19 protein-coding genes are annotated in these 23,528 nt (G+C 70.9%); 5 read left to right on the top strand and 14 right to left on the bottom strand.

All coding sequences use genetic code 11. The features are described 5' to 3' along the window. Window positions 1-19 precede the first annotated feature (19 nt). The 5 genes from purL to purS all read right to left on the bottom strand — a co-directional run bounded on the left by purL (window position 20) and on the right by purS (window position 4,748). Window positions 20-2,314 (bottom strand): phosphoribosylformylglycinamidine synthase subunit PurL, encoded by a 2,295-nt coding sequence (purL, locus tag B042_RS0114135; protein ID WP_028648844.1) that lies wholly within the window; start codon window positions 2,312-2,314, stop codon window positions 20-22. A gap of 71 nt (window positions 2,315-2,385) precedes the next feature. Continuing rightward, on the bottom strand, window positions 2,386-2,895 hold the full coding sequence (locus tag B042_RS0114130; RefSeq protein WP_028648843.1) for a hypothetical protein: 510 nt from the start codon (window positions 2,893-2,895) through the stop codon (window positions 2,386-2,388). A 40-nt stretch (window positions 2,896-2,935) separates the two neighbouring features. Next, window positions 2,936-3,631: a phosphoribosylformylglycinamidine synthase subunit PurQ gene (gene purQ, locus B042_RS0114125; RefSeq protein WP_028648842.1), complete on the bottom strand. Its 696-nt coding sequence runs from the start codon at window positions 3,629-3,631 to the stop codon at window positions 2,936-2,938. A 217-nt stretch (window positions 3,632-3,848) separates the two neighbouring features. Next, the gene (locus B042_RS23250; protein ID WP_051415696.1) at window positions 3,849-4,325 is read right to left on the bottom strand and encodes an ATP-binding protein; all 477 of its coding nucleotides are present in this window, start codon (window positions 4,323-4,325) and stop codon (window positions 3,849-3,851) included. Window positions 4,326-4,505: 180 nt separating this feature from the next. Further along, on the bottom strand, window positions 4,506-4,748 hold the full coding sequence (purS, locus tag B042_RS0114115; protein ID WP_028648841.1) for a phosphoribosylformylglycinamidine synthase subunit PurS: 243 nt from the start codon (window positions 4,746-4,748) through the stop codon (window positions 4,506-4,508). Window positions 4,749-5,052: 304 nt separating this feature from the next. On the opposite strand from purS, the gene B042_RS0114110 reads away from it, so the two are divergent. The 4 genes from B042_RS0114110 (at window position 5,053) to B042_RS0114095 (ending at window position 9,512) form a co-directional block, all read left to right on the top strand. Next, a complete protein-coding gene (locus tag B042_RS0114110) occupies window positions 5,053-5,664 on the top strand; it encodes a sigma-70 family RNA polymerase sigma factor (RefSeq protein WP_028648840.1) in 612 nt (203 codons plus the stop codon). A 351-nt stretch (window positions 5,665-6,015) separates the two neighbouring features. After that, on the top strand, window positions 6,016-7,131 hold the full coding sequence (gene pdhA / locus B042_RS0114105; RefSeq protein ID WP_028648839.1) for a pyruvate dehydrogenase (acetyl-transferring) E1 component subunit alpha: 1,116 nt from the start codon (window positions 6,016-6,018) through the stop codon (window positions 7,129-7,131). Window positions 7,132-7,134: 3 nt separating this feature from the next. Next, complete coding sequence (locus B042_RS0114100) at window positions 7,135-8,115, top strand: alpha-ketoacid dehydrogenase subunit beta (RefSeq protein WP_028648838.1); 981 nt, start codon at window positions 7,135-7,137, stop codon at window positions 8,113-8,115. A gap of 23 nt (window positions 8,116-8,138) precedes the next feature. Then, window positions 8,139-9,512 (top strand): dihydrolipoamide acetyltransferase family protein, encoded by a 1,374-nt coding sequence (locus tag B042_RS0114095; RefSeq protein ID WP_028648837.1) that lies wholly within the window; start codon window positions 8,139-8,141, stop codon window positions 9,510-9,512. A 68-nt stretch (window positions 9,513-9,580) separates the two neighbouring features. On the opposite strand, the gene B042_RS0114090 is transcribed toward B042_RS0114095, so the two are convergent. The 9 genes from B042_RS0114090 to B042_RS0114050 form a co-directional block, all read right to left on the bottom strand. After that, on the bottom strand, window positions 9,581-11,566 hold the full coding sequence (locus B042_RS0114090; RefSeq protein ID WP_028648836.1) for a protein kinase: 1,986 nt from the start codon (window positions 11,564-11,566) through the stop codon (window positions 9,581-9,583). Window positions 11,567-11,630: 64 nt separating this feature from the next. After that, on the bottom strand, window positions 11,631-11,987 hold the full coding sequence (locus B042_RS0114085; RefSeq protein WP_028648835.1) for a hypothetical protein: 357 nt from the start codon (window positions 11,985-11,987) through the stop codon (window positions 11,631-11,633). 14 nt (window positions 11,988-12,001) lie between these two features. Continuing rightward, complete coding sequence (locus B042_RS0114080) at window positions 12,002-12,295, bottom strand: WXG100 family type VII secretion target (RefSeq protein WP_028648834.1); 294 nt, start codon at window positions 12,293-12,295, stop codon at window positions 12,002-12,004. Window positions 12,296-12,334: 39 nt separating this feature from the next. Further along, on the bottom strand, window positions 12,335-12,673 hold the full coding sequence (locus tag B042_RS0114075; RefSeq protein ID WP_028648833.1) for a hypothetical protein: 339 nt from the start codon (window positions 12,671-12,673) through the stop codon (window positions 12,335-12,337). 257 nt (window positions 12,674-12,930) lie between these two features. After that, complete coding sequence (locus B042_RS0114070) at window positions 12,931-13,491, bottom strand: hypothetical protein (RefSeq protein WP_231494093.1); 561 nt, start codon at window positions 13,489-13,491, stop codon at window positions 12,931-12,933. Then, window positions 13,488-16,100, bottom strand: a complete 2,613-nt coding sequence (locus B042_RS0114065) for a hypothetical protein (protein WP_028648831.1) — start codon at window positions 16,098-16,100, stop codon at window positions 13,488-13,490. Before B042_RS0114065 ends, B042_RS0114070 begins: the two co-directional genes overlap by 4 nt. A 78-nt stretch (window positions 16,101-16,178) precedes the next feature. Next, window positions 16,179-16,505 (bottom strand): hypothetical protein, encoded by a 327-nt coding sequence (locus B042_RS0114060; RefSeq protein ID WP_028648830.1) that lies wholly within the window; start codon window positions 16,503-16,505, stop codon window positions 16,179-16,181. 339 nt (window positions 16,506-16,844) lie between these two features. Beyond that, window positions 16,845-17,966, bottom strand: coding sequence for a hypothetical protein (locus tag B042_RS0114055; protein WP_028648829.1), 1,122 nt, complete (start codon window positions 17,964-17,966; stop codon window positions 16,845-16,847). Window positions 17,967-18,006: 40 nt separating this feature from the next. Next, window positions 18,007-21,909, bottom strand: coding sequence for a type VII secretion protein EccC (locus B042_RS0114050; RefSeq protein ID WP_028648828.1), 3,903 nt, complete (start codon window positions 21,907-21,909; stop codon window positions 18,007-18,009). 274 nt (window positions 21,910-22,183) lie between these two features. Here B042_RS0114050 and eccD point away from each other — a divergent pair, with 274 nt between their 5' ends. Continuing rightward, a complete protein-coding gene (gene eccD / locus B042_RS0114045; protein WP_028648827.1) occupies window positions 22,184-23,524 on the top strand; it encodes a type VII secretion integral membrane protein EccD in 1,341 nt (446 codons plus the stop codon). The last annotated feature ends 4 nt before the right edge of the window (window positions 23,525-23,528 follow it).

The raw sequence follows: 23,528 nt of genomic DNA, 5'->3' as shown, positions 1-23,528 counted from the left end.
CGGCACCCCCGCGCGGGTACTACACGCCGTCCATGAGGGCGGGCAGGGCGGACTCGTAGGCGGTGCGCAGCTCGGCCAGCGGCACCTCCAGGGCCCCCGCCGGGTGGGTGAGTGCCAGGGCGTCGCCGCCCACCGTGCCGATCGCGGCCGCGGGCACGCCGTGCTCGGCGGCCAGCGCGAGGAAGGCCTCCCGGTGCTCGGGAGCCACCGACACGACTGCCCGCGCACCGGATTCGCTGAACAGGGCGGTGAACGCGTCACCCTTCAGCTCCACCCGCACGCCCCGGCCGCCGTGCAGCGCCGACTCGGCGAGCGCGACCGCCAGACCGCCGTCGGAGAGGTCGTGGGCGGCGTCGGCCAGGCCGCGGTCAGCGGCCGCGGCCAGGACCTCGCCCAGCGCGGCCTCGGCGGCCAGGTCCACCCGCGGGGGCAGTCCGCCCAGGTGGCCGTGGACCACGTCGGCCCACGCCGAACCGCCGAACTCCGCTCGGGTCTCGCCGAGCAGGAACACGGTGGCACCGTCGGTGCGCAAGCCCGACCGCAGGCGGTTCCGCACGTCGTCGATCACTCCGAGCACGCCGATCACCGGGGTCGGGTTGATCGCCACGTCACCGGTCTGGTTGTAGAAGCTCACGTTGCCGCCGGTCACCGGTGTGCCCAGCTCCTGGCAGGCGTCGGCCAGGCCCCGCGTGGCCTCGGCGAACTGCCACATGACCCCCGGGTCCTCGGGAGAGCCGAAGTTGAGGCAGTTGGTGACCGCCAGCGGCCGGGCACCCGTGGCGGCGACGTTGCGGTAGGCCTCCGCGTACGCGAGCTGTGTCCCCGTGTACGGGTCCAGACGCGTGAAGCGGCCGTTGCCGTCGGTGGCCAGGGCCACGCCCCGCTGCGAGTCGTCGGACACGCGGATCATGCCGGAGTCGTGCGGGGCCGACACGACGGTGTCGCCGCGCACGTAGCTGTCGTACTGCTGGGTGACCCACGTCGGGTCGCCCACGCCCGGCGCGCCTAGGACCCGCAGCAGTTGTCCGCGCAGCTCCGCGTCGTCGGAGGGGCGCGCCAGGGCGGCGGCGTCGTCGGCCTGGAGCGCGTCCTGGGAGGTCGGGCGGGCGTAGGGGCGCTCGTAGACGGGGCCCTCGTCGGAGGCGGTCCGCGGCGGCATGTCCACCACGGTCTCCCCGTGCCAGGTCATCACCAGTCGGCCGCCGCGCTCGGCCTCCTCGGGGGTGACATCGGTGACCTCGCCGATCTCCGTGGCGAGGATCTGCCACGTGTCGCAGACGGCCAGGAACTCGTCCATCTTCGCGGGTTCGACGATCGCCATCATGCGCTCCTGCGACTCACTCATGAGGATCTCCTCGGGCGTGAGCCGGGGGTCGCGCAGGGGGACGCGGTCCAACCGGATGTCCATACCGCCGGTGCCGCCCGCGGCCAGCTCCGTGGTCGCGCAGGAGACGCCCGCGGCGCCCAGGTCCTGGATGCCCACGACCAGGTCCCGGCCGTACAGCTCCAGGCTGCACTCGATGAGCAGCTTCTCCATGAACGGGTCGCCGACCTGCACGCTCGGCCGCTTGGCGTGCGATGCGTCGTCGAAGGTGGCGCTGGCCAGCACGGAGGCGCCGCCGATACCGTCGGGGCCGGTGGCGGAGCCGAACAGGACCACCTTGTTGCCCGGCCCGGGGGCCTGGGCCAGCTTGATGTCCTCGTGCCTCATCACGCCCACGCACAGGGCGTTGACCAGCGGGTTGCCGATGTAGCCCGTGCCGAAGCCGATCTCGCCGCCGATGTTGGGCAGGCCCAGGCAGTTGCCGTAGAAGGAGATGCCGGAGACCACGCCGGGCAGGACGCGCTTGGTGTCGTCGGCGTCGGCGGGGCCGAACCGCAGCGCGTCCATCACCGCCACGGGGCGGGCTCCCATCGTGAGGATGTCGCGGACGATGCCGCCCACCCCGGTGGCCGCGCCCTGGTGCGGCTCCACGTACGAGGGGTGGTTGTGCGACTCGATCTTGAACGTGACAGCGTGCCCGTCGCCCACGTCCACCACTCCGGCGTTCTCGCCCATGCCGACGAGCAGGGCGTCGCTGGCGGGCGCCTTCTCACCGAACTGGCGCAGGTGCACCTTGGAGGACTTGTACGAGCAGTGCTCGCTCCACATGACGGAGTAGATGGCCAGCTCGGCCGAGGTGGGGCGGCGGCCCAGGATCTCGCGGACCCGCTCGTACTCGTCCTTGGCCATGCCCAGTTCCGCGTAGGGCTGGGCGGTGTCCGGGGTGTCGATCGCCGTGGCGACGGTGTCGAGGCCGGGTACTTCAGACATGGGTGGTTCCGTTCGGGTGTGCGGATGTGGGCCCGGCCGGGTGCGTCCGCCGACCGGCGCGTCAGACGTGGTCACGGTGCGGGGGGTGCGGCTCCGGCCACCATGAGGAGCGCGGGCGCGTCCTGTGCCGAGTGGTCGGAGGAGTCGGTCACGAGCACCTGCCCGTCCGTGAGGAAGGTCTCGCCGAGGGGCACGTCGCCGGGCGACGCGGCCCCCTCGGGGAGGAGCTGCCCCCAGTCGGCGTCGAGCAGGTGGCGGTAGACCGACTCGATCGCCTCCTCGGAGTCGGGGACCGGCTCGCCGCCGTCGGTGACGACCTGGACCAGGCGGAAGCACTCGGCCTGGGTGCACTGGACGTCCTCGGTCTCGTCGGAGGCGTAGGACAGCCCTTCGGGGGGCTCGCCCAGGACGTCGACGCCCGGGGCCTCCAGGGGGGAGGCCGCCGTCGGCGCCTCGGCGGGGGAGGTGACCGGTGCCCGGAAGGAGCTGAACAGGCCCCACAGTCCGGAGAGGACGAGGCCGGTGACGACCACCACCGCCAGTACGACCTTGAAGCGGCGGGAGCGCAGCAGCGTCATCATGGCGAGGACCGTTCCCTGTCGGTGCGTGGGTGTGCCGGTGTCAGGCGTGCGCCGGGGCTTCGGCGGACAGGTGCCCGAGGACCGAGGTGAAGAACCCGAGACCGTCCGTGGAGGGTCCTGTGAGCGCCTCGACGGCGTGCTCCGGGTGCGGCATGAGGCCGACGACGTTGCCGTGCTCGTTGGTGATGCCGGCGATGCCGCGGCGCGAGCCGTTCGGGTTGCCGCCGACGTAGCGGACCACGACGCGCCCGGAGGCCTCCAGATCGTCCAGGGTCTCCTCGTCGGCGACGTAGCTGCCCTCGCCGCTCTTGAGGACGACCAGGACCTCCTGGCCCCCGGTGTAGTCGCCGGTCCAGGCGGTGCCGGTGTTCTCCACGCGCAGGACCTGGTCGCGGTTGACGAACCGGAGCGAGGAGTTGCGGGTGAGCGCGCCGGGGAGCAGGTGGCTCTCGCACAGGATCTGGAAGCCGTTGCAGATTCCCAGCACGGGCAGGGCGCCCGAACGTGCGGCCGGGACGAGCTCGGACATCAGAGGCGCGAAGCGGGCGATGGCACCGCAGCGCAGGTAGTCGCCGTAGGAGAAGCCGCCGGGCAGGACGACGGCGTCCACGCCCTTGAGGTCGGCGTCGGCGTGCCAGAGCGCGACGGGTTCGGCACCCGACAGCGCGACGGCGCGTGCGGCGTCCTTGTCGTCGAGGGAGCCGGGGAAGGTGACGACGCCCACACGGGCTGCCATGAGCACACTCCGGGTCTTGTCGTGTCCTCCGCGCGGGAGGACCGGGTGGTGGAACGAGGTGGGGCGGACGCCCGGCTGACCGCCGGGCGACGGTGTGTCCGCACCTGGCAGCGTACCCGCTCACCTGTGTCCCGGTGCGGCGCTCACCCGGGTTCGGGGCGGGCCGGCCCGTGCGGTGACCCCGGCCGGTGTGTGGCGGGGCGGGAGCCCCGTCCGCTCACAGGGCGGCGTGGGCGGCGGCGGGCGGGTGCAGCGGCCTGGCCCGGTCCTCCCCGTCGCACCGGGTGAGGCGCTTGCGCAGCAGGACCGTGGTGCGCTGCGCCTCACTGAAGTCGACCTCGTCCATCAGGTGGTGCATGAGGAAGACGCCCCGTCCCGATTCGGCACTGAGCCGGGGGAGGGGCTGGTGTTCGAGGTACAGGTGCCGGGGCAGGGCCGTGCCCTCGGGGAGCCTCCCCTTGTGGGAGATCCGCATTTCGCACAGGTAGGGGGCGAGGGTGGCCTCGACCCGGTAGTGGTGCGCGGCCCCCGCGTGTTCGACGGCGTTGGCGCAGGCCTCGGAGGTGGCCAGCAGAACGTCGTCGACGCAGTCCTGGCACATGCCGGAACGCTTCAGGAGGGAGCCCAGAACATCGCGTACGACGGAGACCGTGTAGGCCTGGCGGGGGAGTGAGATCGAGAACAGGGCATCCATCCGCGCACCTCCCAACGTCCGAAGAGTCATCATTCCGGCACGTTAAGGAGCGTTCCCGAGGCCAGAAGGTGCAAAACGAACATCAGGTGTCGATCCAGGTCACGTGCGTCCGATTGTTGACATACGTACCGCCCGCGGAGGTGTTCTCGATCCCGTTCCCCGGGCGGCGGGGGACACGGCTCAGGCGACGCGGACCTCGAAGTCCTCGATGACCGTGTTGGCGAGCAGGGTCTCGGCCAGGCGGCGGACGTCGGCGAGCGTGGTGTCGTCGGCCTCGCCCTCGACCTCCACCTCGAAGCGCTTGCCCTGGCGGACCTGGCCGACCCCCTCGAAGCCCAGCCGGGAGCAGGCCCCGGCGATCGCCTGACCCTGGGGATCAAGGATCTCGGGCTTGAGCATGACGTCAACAACGACGCGGGCCACAGCGTCCTCCAGAAGAAACGTGGTGTGCGCCGCCCCGCGCACCGTGCGGGGCGAAGCCCCCTTCCGAGCCGCCCGGAAGGGGCGACGCCAGATTACGGCACGACGCCGGTCGGACGGGCCGGGATACCCGCCGGGGAGTCCGGAGGCGGGCACGGCGCACCGTTCTTTACCGCATGCTGAACGGCTCTGGGAAGGCTCTCGGTACCCCCGTGACCCTTATCACGGCGATCGGTGTCATCATTGGAGGCGTGCGGTGGCGTCTCACAGGGTGGAAGTGAGAACCCGGTCGTCCTGAGGGGGAGTCTTGACGACTATCACAGCGGATCAGACCTCCACGACCGGTGAGACCCGCGCCGAAGAGCAGACTCTGGACTTCGCCGCCGCGGTGACACCGTTCGCCGACCAGCTCTACCCCACGGCCCTGCGGATGACCCGCAACCCGGCCGACGCGGAGGACCTCGTCCAGGAGACGTTCGCCAAGGCGTTCGCGAATTTCCACCAGTTCAGGGCGGGAACGAACCTGCGGGCCTGGCTGTACCGCATCCTGACCAACACCTTCATCAACTCGTACCGCAAGAAGAAGCGGGAACCCATCCAGGACACCACCGACGAGATCAAGGACTGGCAGCTCGCCGCCGCCGAGGCGCACACATCGTCGGGCATGCGCTCGGCCGAGACCGAGGTCCTGGACCACCTGCCCGACTCCGACATCAAGCAGGCTCTGGCGTGCCTGCCGGAGGACTTCCAGGAGGTCATCTACCTCGTGGACATCGAGGGCTACGCCTACAAGGAGGTGGCTGAGCGCATGGGGACCCCCCTGGGCACGGTCATGTCCCGTCTCCACCGCGCGCGGCGCCAGCTCCGCGGAATGCTTGCCGACTACGGCCGCGAACGCGGTATGCGCGTGCCGGGCTGACCCGCCCACGCGCCGCGGCCGACACCTCCACACGGTCCGCACGACGCCCGGTCCTGCCCCGACACGCGGGGAGAACCGGGCGTTTCACGTGTTCGCCCCCTCCGGTGTGCGAAATTGTAGGAAGTCCTTGCAATTCATAGGAAGGCCTGGTAGTTGCGCATACGCGCGAGTTCTGGATGATGGGCGGGCAGGCTCAAAGGTGACGCTGAGGTCTTGCGCTCTCCATAGTGACCCCTGTCACGATATGGGGAGGGCGGTCCGCGCCATCCACCACCCCGGGTGGGCGGGCCCTGATCCGGCCGACCAGCGTTCACCCACGCGTATTCGGCCCCGAGTAACCCAAGGAGCGACGTGTCGGACACCACCGCACACGCAGAACCGGAGCTGATCCAGCTCCTGACACCCGAAGGGGAGCTCACGCCGCACCCCGACTACCCTCTGGCCGTCGGAGCCGGGGAGATCCGCGACCTGTACCGGGACCTGGTACTCGTCCGCCGGGTCGACTCCGAGGCGGTCTCCCTCCAGCGGCAGGGCGAACTGGGCCTGTGGGCCTCACTGCTGGGCCAGGAGGCCGCGCAGATCGGCTCCGGCCGCGCCCTGCGCGCCCACGACATGGTCTTCCCCTCCTACCGCGAGCACGGCGTCGCCTGGTGCCGGGACGTCGCCCCCAAGAGCCTGCTGAGCCTGTTCCGCGGCGTCACCAACGGCGGCTGGGACCCCAAGGAGCACAACTTCCACCTGTACTCCATCGTCATCGCCAGCCAGGTCCTGCACGCCACCGGCTACGCCATGGGCGTCCAGCGCGACGGGGCCCTGGGTGAGGACGGCACCGCCGTCATCGCCTACTTCGGTGACGGCGCCACCAGCCAGGGCGACACCAACGAGGCGTTCAACTTCGCCGCCGTCAACCACGCCCCGGTGGTCTTCTTCTGCCAGAACAACCAGTGGGCCATCTCCGAGCCCTCCGCGCACCAGGTGGGCGTGCCCATCTACCGCCGCGCCCAGGGGTTCGGCTTCCCCGGGGTACGCGTGGACGGCAACGACGTCCTGGCCTGCCTCGCCGTCACCCGTGCGGCCCTGGACCACGCCCGCGAGGGCAACGGCCCCACGCTCGTGGAGGCGTTCACCTACCGGATGGGCGCCCACACCACCAACGACGACCCCAGCCGCTACCGCTCCAGTAGCGAACTGGACGAGTGGAAGGCCAAGGACCCCATCCTGCGCCTGCGCCGCTACCTGGAGAAAGAGGGCCTGGCCGACGAGGCGTTCTTCGCAGCCGTCGACGCCGAGGCAGACCGGGTCGGCGCGAGTGTCCGCACCGAGTGCCGGAGCCTGCCCGACCCCGGGCCGCTGGAGATCTTCGACCACGTCTACGCCGAACCGAACGTCCACATCGACCGGCAGCGGTCCGAGTTCGCCGACTACCTCGCCTCCTTCGAGGGCGCCGGCGCGGAAGGGGGCCGCTAGGCCATGGGAACCAGCCTCACGATCGGCAAGGCGATCAACGCGGGCCTGCGCGCCGCGATGGAACACGACCCCAAGGTCCTGGTCATGGGTGAGGACGTCGGCCGGCTCGGCGGCGTCTTCCGGGTCACCGACGGCCTGTACAAGGACTTCGGGGCCGACCGGGTCATCGACACCCCCCTCGCCGAGTCCGGCATCGTCGGCACCGCCATCGGCATGGCGCTGCGCGGCTACCGGCCGGTGGTGGAGATCCAGTTCGACGGCTTCTTCTTCCCGGCCGCCAACCAGACCTTCACCCAGCTCGCCAAGATGCGGCGCCGCTCGGCCGGCGCGCTCAGCGTCCCCGTGGTCATGCGCATCCCCTACGGCGGCGGGATCGGCGCGGTGGAGCACCACAGCGAGTCGCCCGAGGCGTACTTCACCCACACCGCGGGCCTGCGGGTGGTGACCGTCGCCACCCCGGAGGACGCCTACTGGATGATCCAGCAGGCCGTCCGCAGCGACGACCCGGTCGTCTTCCTGGAGCCCAAGCGGCGCTACTACGAGAAGGCCGAGGTCGACACCGGTGCCGCCGTCCAGGACGCGGCCCCCATGGACGCGGCGCGCGTCGCCCGCTCCGGCACGGACGTCACGCTCCTGGCCTACGGCCCCATGGTCAAGACCGCGCTCCAGGCCGCCGAGGCCGACACCGACCACTCCGTCGAGGTCGTCGACCTGCGGTCGCTGTCGCCGGTGGACTACGACACGGTCACCGCATCGGTGAAGCGCACCGGCCGCCTGGTCGTGGCGCACGAGGCCCCGCTCTCGGGAGGGCTCGGCGCCGAGATCGCCGCCCGTGTCACCGAGGAGTGCTTCTACCACCTGGAATCGCCGGTGATCCGGGTGGCCGCCTTCGACACCCCCTACCCGCAGTCCAGGCTGGAGGAGTACTACCTCCCGGACCTGGACCGGGTCCTGGACGGTGTGGACCGGGCGTTCGCGTACTAGACAGGCGGGGGATTCGAGAGACCATGGCGATGAACAAGAGCGCACCCGCCGTCGGCGGCGTGCAGTCGTTCGCCCTGCCCGACGTGGGCGAGGGCCTGATCGAGGCGGAACTGCTCACCTGGTACGTCGGACCCGGTGACGAGGTGGCCGTCAACCAGAACCTCTGCGAGATCGAGACGGCCAAGGCCGTCGTGGAGCTGCCCAGCCCGTACGCGGGTACCGTGCGCGAACTGCTGGTCGAGGAGGGCCGGACGGTCGACGTCGGCACGGTGATCATCACCATCGACGACGGCAGCGGCGGGGCCGGTGACTCCGGCACTGTCCCGGAAGGGGCGTCGTCCGGACAGGGCGAGGAGCGGGAGAAGCCGCTGGTGGGCTACGGCGAGAAGGCCGGTGCCACCAGGCGTCGCGCCCGCCGCCGCCCGGCCCCGGCCGCACCGGTGACACCGCCCCCGCCCACCGCCGCCGCACCACCCGCCCCCGCCGTGCCCGCCGTGCCGACGGGGGGACGGCCGCTGGCCAAGCCGCCGGTGCGCAAGCTCGCCCGGGACCTCGGCGTGGACCTGGCCTCGGTCACGCCGACCGGCGCGGGCGGCATCGTGACGCGCGAGGACGTCCGGTTGGTCGCCGGAGCCGCTGAGACTCCGTCGACCGCACTCGCCGAGGCAGCCGAGCACGCGCGGGCGGAATCCCTACGGGAGCGGCGCATCCCGGTCAAGGGGGTGCGCAAGCACACCGCCGCCGCCATGGTGGGCAGCGCGTTCACCGCACCGCACGTCACCGAGTTCCTCCAGGTGGACGTCACCGGGACCATGACGGCGGTCAAGCGGCTGCGCGCACGCCCCGAGTTCGCGGACGTACGGGTCTCGCCGCTGCTGATGGTGGCCAAGGCGCTCCTGCTGGCGGTCCGCCGCCACCCGGAGGTCAACGCCTCCTGGGACGAGGAGAACCAGGAGATCGTGGTCAAGGACTACGTGAACCTGGGGATCGCCGCCGCCACCGACCGCGGCCTGGTGGTGCCCAACATCAAGGACGCCGACGCCAAGTCCCTGCCGGAACTGGCCGCGGCCCTGACGGAGCTCACCACCACCGCCAGGGAGGGCCGGACCTCCCCAGCGGACATGGCCCGGGGCACGATCACCGTCACCAACGTCGGCGTGTTCGGCGTGGACGCGGGCACCCCCATCCTCAACCCGGGCGAGGCCGCCATCCTCGCCTTCGGGCAGATCCGGAAGATGCCGTGGGTGCACCAGGGGGAACTGGCGGTCCGCGACGTCACGACCCTGTCGCTGTCGTTCGACCACCGGATGGTCGACGGTGAACTGGGCTCCAAGGTGCTCCGGGACGTCGGCGCCGCCCTGGAGGACCCCGAACTCACCGCCCTCGCCTGGGGCTGAGGGACTGGGACCGGTCGAGGCGGCCCGACCCCCTTCCGGGGGCCGGGCCGCTCCGCCGTACCGGTCTCTCAGCCGTCGCTGGGCTCGTCACTCGGGGCGTCACTGGGGCTGGCGGAGGCCTCCGCCTCCTCCCGCGCCTCCTCCTCAGCCTCCCGGTTCGCCGCACGGGTCGTGCAGACCTCCTCCGAGGGGCCCGCGGCACCGTCCACGGCGACCACGGTGAAGCAGTACTCGGCCACCGTGTTCGCCGTGGCGATCTGTGCGGAGGTGACACCGGCTCCGATCCGGGCCAGGGTCGCGGGGTCGTGGCCCAACCGGCCGCCCACCACGAAGAACGAGGCGGTGCCGCCGCTGTTGTCGCTCCAGGTCAGCCGGACCGTGTCCAGGCCGTCCGCGAGCAGGATGCCGGTGGGCGCACCGACGGGGGCGGGGACGGCCGGGTCGACCACGTCGAGGGGCTCCCCGCTCCCCTCTCCCGAGGCCGGGGCCGAGGGCGCGGTGGACGGCCCTCCCGACGCCCCCGCCTCCTCGGACGGACCGCCGGTTACGGTGTCGGCCTCCTGGCCGTCCTCCCCGGGTGCGGCCAGGACGGGGGCCGGGCCGTCGACCGCCGCGAACCCGGCGGCCGCGGCGGTGACCACGAGGATGCCCGCCACGGCGGCGGCGATGTGCAGGTGCCCGCGCCACCGGGCCTGCCGGGGGGCGGGTCTGCCGAAGGAGGGGTACTCCTCCCCGTCCGGGGCGGGGCTGTCGTAGGGCAGCCGGGAGGACTCCGCGGTTCCGCTCCACCCCTCGACGCGGGACCAGGCGATCCGCGGCGGGATCTTCTCGCCGCGCAGCTTGGCCATCATGAGATCGGCGGTGCTGTTGGGGTCCAATTCCCCTTCGAGCGGGGCCGGGTTCTCGGAGGGGGGCGGCTCGCTGTGCAGGTGGCCGGTGCTGTCCGGCCGGGACGCGGGCACGGGGGGTGCCTGCGGACCGCTCCGCGGGCTCCCAGGGGGTGCCCCGGGCGGCGGCGGTACCGGCGGGCTGGGGATCGCGTACGGCGGTGCGGGCACGGCCCCCTGGCCCCCAGCGGGGTAGGGGGGAGCGCCGGTGGAGACGGTGTAGGGGGTGGCAGGGGAGGCCTGCGGACCGGTGTACGGGTGGGGGCCGCCGATGGGCGAGGACGCCGGGTCGACGTGCGGCGGCCGCTGCGGGCCGGTACCGGGATAGGGGGCCTGCGGTCCCGTCCCGGGAGCCGCCTGTGGAGCGCGTGCCCGCTCGAACGCGGCGGCGAACGCGGCGGCGCTGTCGTAGCGCTCCTCGGGAGCCTTCGCCAGGGCACGGGCCAGCACGCCCCGCAGCACGCGGGACACGTCCCCGCGGGTCACCGGAGGGGCCTCCTCGGTGAGCACGCGCCGTGCGTGGTCGCGGGAGTGCGGAGCCGAGCCGTCCTCGGGGGCGAAGGGCGACCGGCCCATGAGCAGCGTCCAGAGGGTCGACGCCAGCCGGTACACGTCGGAGGCGGCACTGCGGGCCTCTCCGCGCAGCGCCTCGGGCGGGGCGTGCCAGAACCCGTCGCTCTCCGGACCGGGCGGGGGCGCGGCGGCCCCGATCGGGCACACCGAGCCGAAGCCGGTGAGGACCGAGGTGCGGCCCGCCCTCAGGACGTTCCCCGGACTGACGGCGTCGTGCACCAGGCCCCGGGCGTGGACCGCGCCGAGCGCGGCGGCCGTGCTCCGGGCGATCGCCGCGCTCTCCTGGAGCGCTGTGGGCCCCCTGCGCGCCAGCATGTCCGCGAAGGAGCCGTCCGCGTAGAACGGCAGTGCCACGAAGAAGTCGCCGTCGGCCGTGCTACCCGCGTCCAGCAGGGGCACGACCCCCGGGCTGCCGCTGAGTTCGCGCAGTCGGTCGAGTTCGGCCTGGCCGGCCGAGCGGGACAGCACCTTGAGTACGACGTCCGCGCCGCTGGTGGTGCGGCGGCCACGGACGATGCGGGCACGGGGTCCTTCGCGCAGCACGGTGAGCGACTCGTACCCGGGTGCCCAAGCGGTGTGCTCGGAGCCGGACATGCGCGAGCGACCCCCGTTCGTGGTGGTGTCCCCGGGCCGTCGGGCGCGGGGGTGGTGGGGCGGGTCAGGCCCCGGGCAGCAGAGGGTTCTCGGCCGCGGGGTCCTGGACCGTCTGCTGCCCGTAGGTGCCGAACCCGCGTTCCTCGTTGACCTCCTGCTGGCGGCCGAACGCCCCGATGAGCGCGATGACCCCGCAGATCAGCGCGGTGAGGATGAGACCGCCGATCACCGCCGGCCACACCTGCTGACGGCGCCGCCAGTAGCGGCTGGAGCCGTGGAGCAGCGCCGAACGCAGTTGCCGGTGCCGCAGGGCGTCCGCCTGGAGGACGTACTTCTCCTCGTCGGGCGTGTAGTGGAACGCCTCGGGGAGCTGCGGTTCCGGGTCCGCGGGGGGCGGCGTGGGTGGCGCGGGGGTGGACATCGGCGATCAGCCTACTAGAACAGTCCGTCCAGGTACCGGGTGAGACGGCTGTACTTGTCGGCGGTGTCGCTGGTGGCCGCGATCATCTTCGAGAAGGCGGCGTTGACCTCGGAGAACTGCGCGTCGAACTCCTGGGCCTTGGCCTGGAACTGGGTGCTTCCGGAGCCCTCCCACTGGCTGACGGTGCTCTCGGACTGCTCGTTGATCTGGCTCATGATCGCGGTGAAGCGCGAGAGGTGGGCCTGCTGATCGGAGGCCAGGCCTTCCAGGCCTCCGACATCGCCGTAGACGTCGAACCGAGCGGACATGGTTGCCGCCTTTCTGGAGGTGGGGAGAAGAGGGAGGGGTCAGGCGTTGACGGGGCGGGAGAGCCCGCCGAGGTCGTTTCCGGCCTGGGAGAGGTCGGCGGCCGAGTCGGCGTCGGTGATGTTGAACTGCTGCTGGCCCTCGTTCAGCTTGATGCCGTTGTTGCTGCACCAGGTCATCAGTTCGTCGAAGCGCTCGGTGAGCTGGTTGCGCGCCTCGCGGAAGTCGTGCAGCGCCTGCCCCTGGAGGGAGTCGCCGTCGTTGGACATGTCCTGGATGAGCTGGTTCATCTGGGTGCGGAGGCCGTCGGACTCCAGTCCGAGGTTCTCACCGCCGGTCGAGAGTGCGTTGACGTTTTCGAGACCAGCGTGCTGGGACATCTGAACCCTTTCCGGGGTGGGGCGTCACTGGGCTGAACCGTCCTCCGCGAGGCGGGGTGTCCGCCGCGGGAGGGGACACGGGAGGAGGGTGGGGATACGGACGATAGTCAGCGGATCGACGGCGGGTCAATGCGTGCGCACCTTCCGCCACACGGTTCACAGAGCGGTGGCGACCTCCCCCGTCATCGGGGAAGGAGAAGGGCCGGGGGGCGTTCTCGAAGGGCCGGTGCATTCACCGGTCTTCGAGTGAGGCGGGGTCATGGGCGGCCGTCTCCGCAGTCGACGTAGTCGGCGATGCTCGCGGTGTATTCTTCCGAGGTGTCGAGGTTCTCCCAGAACTCGTCCATGTAGTCCTCGACAAACTTCTCGCCGGTGACGGTCTCGCCGCACCAGGTGACCTCGTTGAATTCCATGGCGTCGCCCAGTGCCCCGTCGATCTGGCCGAGATTGTGGACTGCTTCGGTGTTCCATTTGTCTTTATCGAGTTCGACGACGTATCCGCCCTCGTCCTCTTGGATTATTCGTGTATCGAGAAGCCGGTCTTTTTTGTCTGTGATGCTCGCAACGATTTCCCTTGGGTCACCTTCGGTGAACATCCGATCCAACGTGCGCACCCTGATTTCCCGTTCGACCCAGAAGAAGGAGACGTAGTCCGAGGGAGGTCCCTCTTCGGGTTCGGGCTCGGTGGTGGAGCAAGCGCTAAGAGTCAGAGCTGCGGACAGAGCGGTTGCCAAGAGAGGAAGCATATGCTTTCCTGTTGAAGGGGGAAATTCTTCTCTGGTCTTTTTGGTGGAGGCGATTGATCTGTTGCGTGTCATTTTTCTCCTCCCCCTTCTTCGCCACCGAAGGCACTATTCGTGTCGTTGTACGAGTTATTGTACTGTGTGACGAAGTCGTCTACGCGTTTGTAGCCCGGTTGCGTGCGCCCGTCATCGGTAGTGATCTCTACATCGTCCATGATGTTGCTTATCGCACTGTCCATGCGGTCGAGATACTGGTCTTCGTTGTCTGACCATTTACTCGGATCCTTCTCGACAATGATCGAGATGGTTTCGTCGAAGGTGAATTTTTCTCCTATTTCTTCGGGGGGAAGAGGAGTCCCATTCTGGGTGACGGTGATCGCCCCGCCTTCGATTAGAGTGTGGAACTCGTCGGGGCGTATGACGCTGTTGAATGTCGTTGGGTCGTTTTGTGAAAGATAATCGAGGGCTTCTATTCGAAAATTTCTCTCAATGAACTCGGCGCCAGAAAAGGTTGGATGGCGTGGAGATACATCGTATTCGCCATCGATGATTGCGTTCACGATGCTCTCCTCTCCGAGTTCCAACCCCTTGGATGCGGCTGTTCCGATCACTGGGATTCTCTCGGACAGGCCAGCTGCTTCGCCGACTACGAACTCGGCGATCTGTGTCTCGCGATCGATCTGTTCGTCCAGATCAGTGCTTCGATCGGCTGACTCTCTTCGGAGGGCTTCCTCTAGAAGGGCTTGAAGCTGCCCGCCCCCGCGGGCTGTCTCCTCGTCCTGGCCACTTCCGAAGAAGGCTGCTGCTTCGATCTGTTGGTACACATCAACGGAATTGACCACGCGCCCGGCGGTCTCGTCGTTGCCCATGAGAAGCTGCATGTACGTAGCGCGCTCCTCGGCTCCCATGGAGACAAAACTCTTATCTGCATTGAAATCGCCGATACCCGTGGCAGGTTCGTTGTCCTCCAACACATCGCTGTCGGCGAAGCTGTAGATGTGGGCGTCGAAGATGTCGGCGAAGCTGTCGGCCAGCTCCCCGTTGAACTGGGTGAACGAGGCATTGGAGTACTCGTTGTCCCCCTCGGTGACGTCCACGCCGGTGTTGACGAGTGATCCGTGCAGTTCCCCGGTGACGGTCTCCATGAACCCGGCGAAGGCGTCCCCGGCGCGCTGGCGCACCTCCGCATCCTCGCTGTGGATGTCCTCGGCGAGCCAGTCGGTGAGCTGGCGGGCGGTGTGGCCGTGGTCGTGCCACTCGTAGGTGAGCGTGCCGTCCAGCGCCTGGATACGAAGGTCCTTGTCGCCGTACTCGACGCCCGGCTCCTCGTTGAGGTGGTCGCCGGTGAGCACGTAGTAGTTGGCGTCCTCGTTGCGGGTGGCCGCGCCGAGGATGTGCGAGAGCTGCTCCGAGTCCGGCATCACCCCGTCGGGGTCGGGGACGTCGCCCCAGGCGTCGAGGAACGCGCCGGTGGACAACTGGAGGTTGGTGGACAGGCCGTAGCCGCCCTCCATGTCCTCGTCGGTGTGCGCGAGGAAGGCGGACAGCGCCTTCATGTCCATGCCCATGCCCACGGGTGTGCTCGGGACCCTGCCCTCCGAGTCCGCGTTGATCCACGGCCCCTCGACGGCGTTGACGAAGCTCTGGGGCAGCATGTCGTAGCCGCCGCCCAGGTCCGGGTCGGAGAGCGCCAGCAGACCGTCGCCGAGCGCGCCGAGGGCCTCCTCGCGCTCCTCCTCGCTCATGTCGGACTCGTTCATGAGGTCGGGGTAGACCATGATGCCCCCGCCGACCCCGTCGCGGAAGTACGGCTCCTCCAGGTGGGCGTAGAACTCCTCCAGGAAGTCCATCTCACGGTCGCTGAGCGGCGTACCGTTCTGCTGGCTCTGCCGCGCGTTGCCGCCGACCACCGAGAGCACGAGCATGATCTCGTGGTAGCGGTCGTCCAGGGGCCTGTCGCCGGACCAGTAGGCGTTGAGCTCGCCGGCGAACTCCTCGGCGTTCTCCGGCGTGAGCTCACCGTCCTCGATGAGCGAGGCGTAGCGGGCGGGGTCGATGTTGAAAAACGCCCAGCCCGCGTTGCCCGCGGCCATGAGGGTGCGGACGTTCTCCGGGGTCGGACCCTGTTCGAGCATGGTCCGCACCTCGTCGGCGCCGTCCTGGAGGTTCTGCCAGTTGGTCTGCTCGCGGGTGATGAGCCCTTCCCGCACGGTGACGAGCTCGTCGTAGAGGGTCCGGCAGCGCTGCTCGTCCCCGGTACCCCAGTCGGTGAACCACCAGCCGTCGACCTGCGGGTAGGACGAGGTGATGTGGGCGTCCCGGTACTTGGAGGGCACCGAGCCGACCTTCTCCGCCAGGGCGCCGTCCCAGGTGCTGATCTGGGCGTCGCGCTCGCTGTGGAAGGCCTTGACGGTGTCGGCCCACATCTCGGCGACCGTGGCCGCGTAGGTGACCGAGACGGCGGCGTCCCGCCAGTTCTGGAGGTCCTCCTCGGACAGGCCCCGGATGTCCCACGCGATGACGTCGGTGAACTGGTCGGCCGCGGAGTCGAAACTCCCGTTGAGGTCGTCGGCGCGGCCGAGCACACGGGCCGTGAGGACGTCCAGGTCCGCCGCGCACTCGTACACGCGATCGGAGTCGCAGTAGAAGTAGCGGGGGTAGAAGATGACGGAGAAGGTGGCCACGGTCTTCCTGGCAGGGGCGGTGAGCGGGCGGAGGGAAGGGGTGCGGTGCGGGGCGACGGCGGGTGGTCCTGCGGGGGGTCAGTCGAAGTTGATGTCCCGGTGCGATTCCCAAGGGTGGCCGAAGCCCTCCGAGCTCTCCAGGTCGTTCCGTGCGATCTCCGACGCGCCCGCCTGGACGTTGTCGGCCAGCGTCAGGCCGAGCGCCTGCACGTCGATGAGGGACTGGCCGGCCTCCTCCTTGAAGGCGTTGAACCCGGCCCGGACGTCCTCGTGGCCCGCCGCGCTCACGGCGTCCTCCATGAGGAGGTCGAAGGTGTCGGCGAGCCCGGCCATGGCGGCCGCGAGTGTCTCGGCGTACTCGCCGCCCTGCATCCCCTCGATCGGGTTGCCGCCCGCTTCGGTCATGTGGGGGTCTCCTCTTCGTCGAACGCGCAAGTCCGCCGGGACAGGGCATCGCCCCCGTGGACGGCCCGGGGCCGGGCGAGGGGTGGGATGCGTGCTTTGGGATGGGAGTTTCACGGTTTGCGGGGACTCTGGGGATGGTACCGACGGGGCAGCGGTATGTGTACCGCCCGTTTCGGAATGTCGTCGGCTGTTCACCGCAGCCCGGGACCCGTCCCGCCCCCCTCGATCCGTGACGGAGAGCCGCTGGTGCTCGTCGTGAGCGCGGCGCATCGCCGTGAGGTCTACCGGAACCTGTGACCTCGGCCGCTCCGAGGCCGTCACCGCTGGTCCGGCTGCGCCTCAGACGGAGGGGTCCGCGTCGGGTGCGCCGCCCCGTGCCCAGCGCACCACCAGCGGGTAGCCGTCCATGGAGGCGTCGTGGAACCGGGGGAAGAGCTCCTCCGTTCCGGCGACCGCGCCCTCCTCCAGGTCCACGCGGTGCCACGCCAGTTCGGTCTGAAGGAGCAGGGCGTCGCGCTCGGGCGAGGGAGCGTACTGCACCACCGGGCCGCCACCGTCCTCCAGCAGACGGGCGGCCGTGTGGCTCTGCCCCTCGACGGCCACCAGGTAGGCGCCCGCCGCAGGCTGGGCACCGTCGGGGTCGGAGCGCAGCACCGCGGTCCCCCCGCCCCAGACCTGCGCGTCGTTGAAGGTCAGCCAGAGCCCCTCGCCGGTGTTCATGGACGCGTTCACGACACTGCCGTCGGTCCTGCGCACGATCAGGGTCTGGCCGGAGGCCCCCGGGAACCGCTCGGTGGGCACACTGTTGCGGATGTGCAGGGCGCCGTCCGGGGTGAGCACCCAGTCGCTCGGGCGCTGGTGCGTGCCCAGGACGAGCACGCCCTCCTGGTTCGGGGCGCCGCCCGGGGCGTCAAGCGGCACCGACATCACCTGCGGGGCCTGTCCTTCGGCCGCGGAGACGTACCAGAGCCGCCCGTCGTGGACGACCGGGTGGGAGAGCGCCTCGCCGGGCGCGGCGCCGATCGACTCCACCGGCTCGTAGGCCGCCGTCTCGGCCGAGGCGCCCTCGTCCCCCGCGGGGCCGTCCCCCTCCTCGGGCCCGGCCAGCTCCGCGAGGGTGATCGCGGCCGGGTCGCCGGCGGCGTAGGCGAAGAACCGCCAGTCCTCGGAGAACTGCGCGTGCACCGGCAGGTCGGGGGCCATCGGGTCCACGGCCCCGGCGGGCAGGGCCAGTTCGTGCAGGGGCTGACCGGTCCCCGGGTCGTGGAACACCAGCACCTGGTCCGACTCCGGGTCCCCTCCCCCGTAGCCCCGGTGCAGCAGGGCGAGGCCGGCCAGGCCCTCTTCGCCCGCCTCCTCCGCCGCGGTCTCCTTCGGGTCCCCGGGATCCGCGGGCGCGCCTTCGCAGGCGGTGGCGGACACCAGGCACACGGTCGTGGCCAGGGCGAGCAAGCGCCGCATGGATCTGCCTTTCGGGAGAGGGAGCGGGGACGGGGCGGGGTCAGGCCGGGGGTTCGCTCCAACCGACCTGGACCAGGTCCGGGCGCTTGCCGCGCAGGGCGAGCTGCGCGCGCCCCTGCGGCAGTGCCTTGGAGGCGGTGCCGTTGGCCAGGCGCCCCTCCATCCGGTCGCCGGAGAACAGCATGCCGGGTGTGGCCATGTCGTTGAGCGCCTGGAGGACCGGTTCGAACATGGCTCGGGCTGTGCCGCCCGTGCGCCGCGCCGCGATGACGTGCAGACCCAGGTCGGCGCCCTGCGGGATGTAGGGCGCGAGCGGGGCGAGCGGGTTGCTGCGCGAGGCGATCATGTCCATGTCGTCCACCACGATGTACAGGTCCAGGCCCTGCCACCAACTGCGCTCGCGCAACTGCCTGGGGGTCACGTCCGGGCCCGGCAGGCGCTGCTTCAGCGACCCCGCCAGGTGGTCCGCGACCGCCTTGGTCTGCTCGGCGGTGGTGCAGTAGGCCAGGAGGTGCTCCTCGGGCACCAGTTCCAGGTGCGTGCGCCGGAAGTCGACCATCACCACGCCCAGCTCCTTGGACGGCCGCCGGACGATCTGCTTGACCAGTCCGCGCAGCAGGGTCGACTTGCCGCTCTGCGGGTCGCCGAACACCACCAGGTGCGGATCGCGCTCCAGGTCGGCCGTGGCCGGTGCGAGCGAGCTCTCGGCCATGCCCAGGACGAGTTCCTTGCGGCGGCTCCCGCGTCCCTTGAGCAGGTCGTCCAGCTCCACGCGGGTGGGCAGGGTCCGCACGCCCTGCACGGCCTGCTGCGGCCAGCGCTCGCCGACCCGTTCGGCCAGGTCGCGGAGGCCGGCGGTGACGTCCTCGGCGTCGGCCACCCCGTCCACGCGCGGCAGTGCCACGTGCGTGTGGTGCTCCTCCGAGGTCAGGCCGCGGCCCGGTGTGTCCTTCGGGACCTCCTCGGCGGCCTTGCGGCCGATCCCGGAGTCCATCGGGTCGCTGAGCCGGAGTTCGAACCGGCCGCCGAACAGGGCCTGGAGGCGGGAGCGGATCTGCGAGGACGCCGCCCCGGTGAGGACGGTGTGCACACCCAGGGACGGTCCCCGCGTGGCGATGTCCATGAGGAACTCGTCCGCGCTGTCGAAGGAGTCGCGCACCGCCGACCACCCGTCGACCATCAGGAACAGGTCGCCCACCACGCTGTCGGGCAGCCTCCCCTCGGCGCGCGCCTGGCGCAGGGCCGCGGGGGAGTCCAGCTTGTACTTGCGGAACACCCGCTGCCGCCGGTCCAGGTGCCCCGCCACGTCGGTGAGGATGCGCTGCACCCGCTCGGGGTCGGCGCGTCCGGCCACCCCCGCCACGTGCGGCAGTTCGTCCATCGCCTGGAGCGCGCCGCCGCCGAAGTCGATCGCGTACACCGCGACGCGGCCGGGCGGGTACCGCCACGCCAGGCTCGCGATGACCGTGCGCAGCAGGGTGGACTTGCCGGACTGCGGTCCGCCCAGGACGACGATGTTGCCCTCGCCTCCGGTGAAGTCCAGTTCGGCGGGGATCACGCGCTGCTCGCGGGGGATGTCGGTAAGGCCGATGACGGCCCGGCACTCGGCCGGGTCCGGCTCGGTGCCCCGGCCCGCCAGGTCGTCGGCCTCTCCGAGGTCGGCCAGGACGGAGTCGAAGGCCAGCGCCTCCGGCAGCGGCGGCAGCCAGACCGGGCGCACGGGGTCGGCCCCCGAGGCGGCGAGGCGGTCCACGGTGACCTGGAGCGTGGTCCGGCTCTGCTTTCGGGGCCTGCTCTCCTCCTCCCCGGCCTTCACGGAGTCCGTGAGGGTGTCCATCAGTGAACCCGCGCCCGTCACCTTCGCCAGGCCGTTGTAGGACAGCAGGGGCAGGACGGGGTCGGCCGCGTCCCCGGTCTCCTCCTGCGGCGGCTCGTAGGGCTGGGAGACCATGGCGGCCTTGAACCGTTCGAAGACGGAGGTGTCCACCTTCAGATAGCCCGAACCCGGTTCGGGCGGCAGGTGGTAGGCGTCGCCCACGCCGATGGCCTCGCGGCTCTCCGCCTCGGAGAAGGTGCGCAGGCCCACGCGGTAGGACAGGTGCGACTCCAGCCCCTTGATCTTGCCGGACTCCAGCCGCTGGGTGGCCAGCAGCAGGTGCACGCCGATGGAGCGGCCGATCCGCCCGATCGCCACGAACAGCTCCGCGAAGTCGGGGTGGGCGGTCAGCAGTTCGGAGAACTCGTCGATGATGATGAGCAGGTGCGGCAGCGGCTCCAGCCCCGGGTCGTTCTCCCGTGCCGCCTCGTAGGCGTGCAGGTTGGGCAGGTTGCCCGCGTTCTTCAGGATCTGCTGGCGCCGGAGCAGCTCGCCGAAGGTCGCCTCGCGGAAGCGCACGACTAGGCCGCCGTCGTCGGCCAGGTTGGTGATGAGGCCCGCGCTGTGCGGCAGCCGGTCGGTGTCGGCGAAGGTCGCGCCGCCCTTGAAGTCCACCAGCAGCAGCGCCAGGTTCTCGGGGGAGTGGTTGATGACCAGCGAGGCCACCATGGTGCGCAGCATCTCCGACTTGCCCGAACCCGTCGCGCCGACCACCAGGCCGTGCGGTCCCATACCGCCGAACGCCGCCTCCTTGAGGTCCAGCAGGACCGTGTTGCCGCTCGGGCCGACGCCGATGGGCACCCGCAGGTAGTCGCCGGTGCTGCGCTTGCGCCAGGTCTGCCGGGTGTCCAGCCGTGCGACGTCGGGCACCCCCAGGATCTCCGGCAGCCCCACGGTGTCGTGCATGGCGTCGTCGCCGTCGGCCGCCGTGATCCCGTACGGGGCCAGCAGGCGCGCCAGGCTGGTCAGGTGGGCGACGCCCGCGCGGTCGGCCCGGCCCCGGAGCGGTGCGTGCTCGCCGTCCGCGGCCGGTCCCGGGTGCTCGGTGTCCTCCTCCAGGTTCCCGTCCGCGTCGACGTGCAGCCGCAGGTCGACCGACTCGGGCTCCTCGCGGCGGTCGGCGACCAGGACGATGACGTGGATTCCGAGGTCGGCCAGGGAGGTTACGGGAGCCTCGGCGCGCAGGCCGGAGAGCGTCGACTGGTGCTCGCCGTCCAGCACCACGACCAGCCGCTGGGTGCCCGGCCCCGGCGGCCTGCCGCGCCGCCGCTGGAGGTCGATGGTGCGGCGCTCGATCTCCTCCGAGAGCAGTTCGGCGGCCTGGACGCTGTTGACGGACACGAACCGGGCGGGCAGGGGCCCGTCCCGGGCGTCGTCGAAGGTGTTGTGCGGCAGCCACTTCAGCCACTCCCACAGGGGGCGCAGGCGGGTGTCGCGCACCACCCCGATCCGCAGGTCGTGCGGTGAGTGGAAGACGGCCATCTGGGCGATCATCGCCCGGGCCAGGGCGCGCCCCGCCTCGCGGTCGCCGACCACCGACACCACGCCGAACTCGCGCAGCGGGATCACCAGCGCCGTCTCCGGAACGTTCGCGTACAGCTCGATGAGCTGGTCCGCGGCGCCCTGGCACACGGGGTCGTAGACGATCAGGGGGTTGGAGCTGTCCACCTTGAGGGTGAGTCTGCGCGACAGCGGACGGACCCCCGTTCCGGTCCGCACGTCCAGGAAGTCGGGGTCGGAGGCGCGCCGTTCCCACCGCCGGGCGCGGGAGCGCGCGGGTTCGGTGAGCAGCCGCGGGTCGGGGTGGCGGAACGCGTTGTCGGTGCGCTGGGTGGCGGCGACGCCCCGGACGATCTCGCGCAGTTGGTCCAGGTAGTCGACGTAGCGCTCGCGCTGCTCCCGGATGCGCTTGCGCGGGCCGTTGTGCTGGGAGATGAACATGATGATGCCGACGATGACGCTGGCCATCATGATCATCACGCCCGCGACCGCCATCAGCGGCCGGTGCCCCATGGTGATCGACATCAGCAGGGAGCCGGAGCCGGTGATGATCGGCATGATGATCATCGCTCCCGAGCTGGACGAGGGCGGGTTCTCCGGCATCTGCGGGGGTGTCGCGATGACCAGGGGCGTGTTTCCGGGAGCGGTCGGCGTGCTGCGAGCGGGGCGGGGGACCGATCTCGTCGCCACAATGATCCCTTTCCGTCCACCTTCGGGGGGTCGGTGCCGTACGTGACTACGCTAGGGATGATCTCGCGAACCCCGTGAATCTCCTAATTCGCCTCCCCTCGAACGGCTATCGCCCCCCCCCCCGACCGCTACGACACAAGGGACTTTTGGTGTGAGTGGATACTGCCGGGTCACCGTCACCGGACCGGACCGCTGGGCCGACCTGGCGCTTCCGGGCAGCGTGCCGGTGGCCGCCCTGATGCCACGCATCATCGAGGTGTGCTCCTCCCAGGAGGAGGGCACCGAGCCCGCGCACTGGGAGCTGACGACCGTCGACGGCCACCCGGTGCCGATGGAGGAGCCGCTGGAGTCCTCCGGGGTCTACGACGGCGACGTCCTCATGCTGGGCAGGCAGACCGCTCCGAGCAGGCCCGCGCACGTGGACGACGTGCGCGGTGCGGTGGAGGACCGGGTCGACGGGACCGCGCGGATCTGGAACCCGACGACGACCTTGTCCTTCGGCCTGCTCGTGTCCGGAATCGGCCCCCTGGCCTTCCTCGCCGTGATGATGCGGCTCAGCCCCTCGGCCGGACACCTGGGCGTGGCGAGCGCGGGGACGCTGTTCGCCGTCGCCGCCATGCTGCTCGCCGCCCGGAGGCCGCTGCCCGCCGTCGCCCACGTGCTGTTCACCGCCTCCTGCGTGTGGGGCGCGCTGACCGTGGTGCTCGCCGCGGGGCTGGTGGTCGGTTCGGGTCTCCTCGTGCAGTCGGCGTTCGCCCTCGTCGGGGCGCTGCTCGTGGCCGGGGCCGGCTGGGCCCTGCACGAGACGGGGCTGCCCCACATCGCCGCGCTCGGCGTTCTCGCCCTGGCCTCGGGGGCGCTGGTGGCCGTCGGCGCCTTCACCGACACGGTCCAGGGGGTCCGCGCCATGGGCTTGGCGCTGGCCCTGTGCGTGGGGGTGCTGCCGCGCGTGGCGATGGTGATGGGCGGGCTGTCGGGGCTCGACTACGAGGTGGGGCGCACGGGCCGGGTCGCCACGGACCGCTTCGAGGACACCTTCACCACCACTGACCGCCTGCTGCTGGGCCTCACCCTGGGCACCGCACTCAGCGGCGGCGCCGTGACGGTCCTGCTGGCCCTCCTCGCGGACGGGCCGCCGGACCTGCTCCTGTGCGGGCTGCTGTCCGTCTTGCTGGTACTGCGCTCGCGCCTGTTCGACCGGATCCGGCACGTTCTGCCGCTGCGGCTGGCCGGCGTGCTGGGCCTGGGCGCCGCGTGCGCGGCCGTCATCGGCGAGTACACGGTGATGGCACCCTGGATGCCGCTGCTGGTCCTGGTCCTGGGCACCACGGTGGGGGTCCTGAGCTGGGTGCGCCTGACCGAGGTGCCCCGCGCCTCGCTGCGTCGCCTCCTCAACTGGACCGAGGTGCTGGTGATCATCGGGGTGTGCGCGGTCTTCGCGTGGGCGATGGGCCTGTTCGCCCTCGTGGCCCGGATGTCCGGGGTGGAGTAGGCCC

The sequence above is a fragment of the Nocardiopsis sp. CNT312 genome, assembly GCF_000515115.1.
Classification (GTDB): Bacteria; Actinomycetota; Actinomycetes; order Streptosporangiales; family Streptosporangiaceae; genus Nocardiopsis.
The sequence above is the reverse complement of the archived record's forward strand: the minus strand, read 5'-3'. Positions and strand labels throughout refer to the sequence as shown.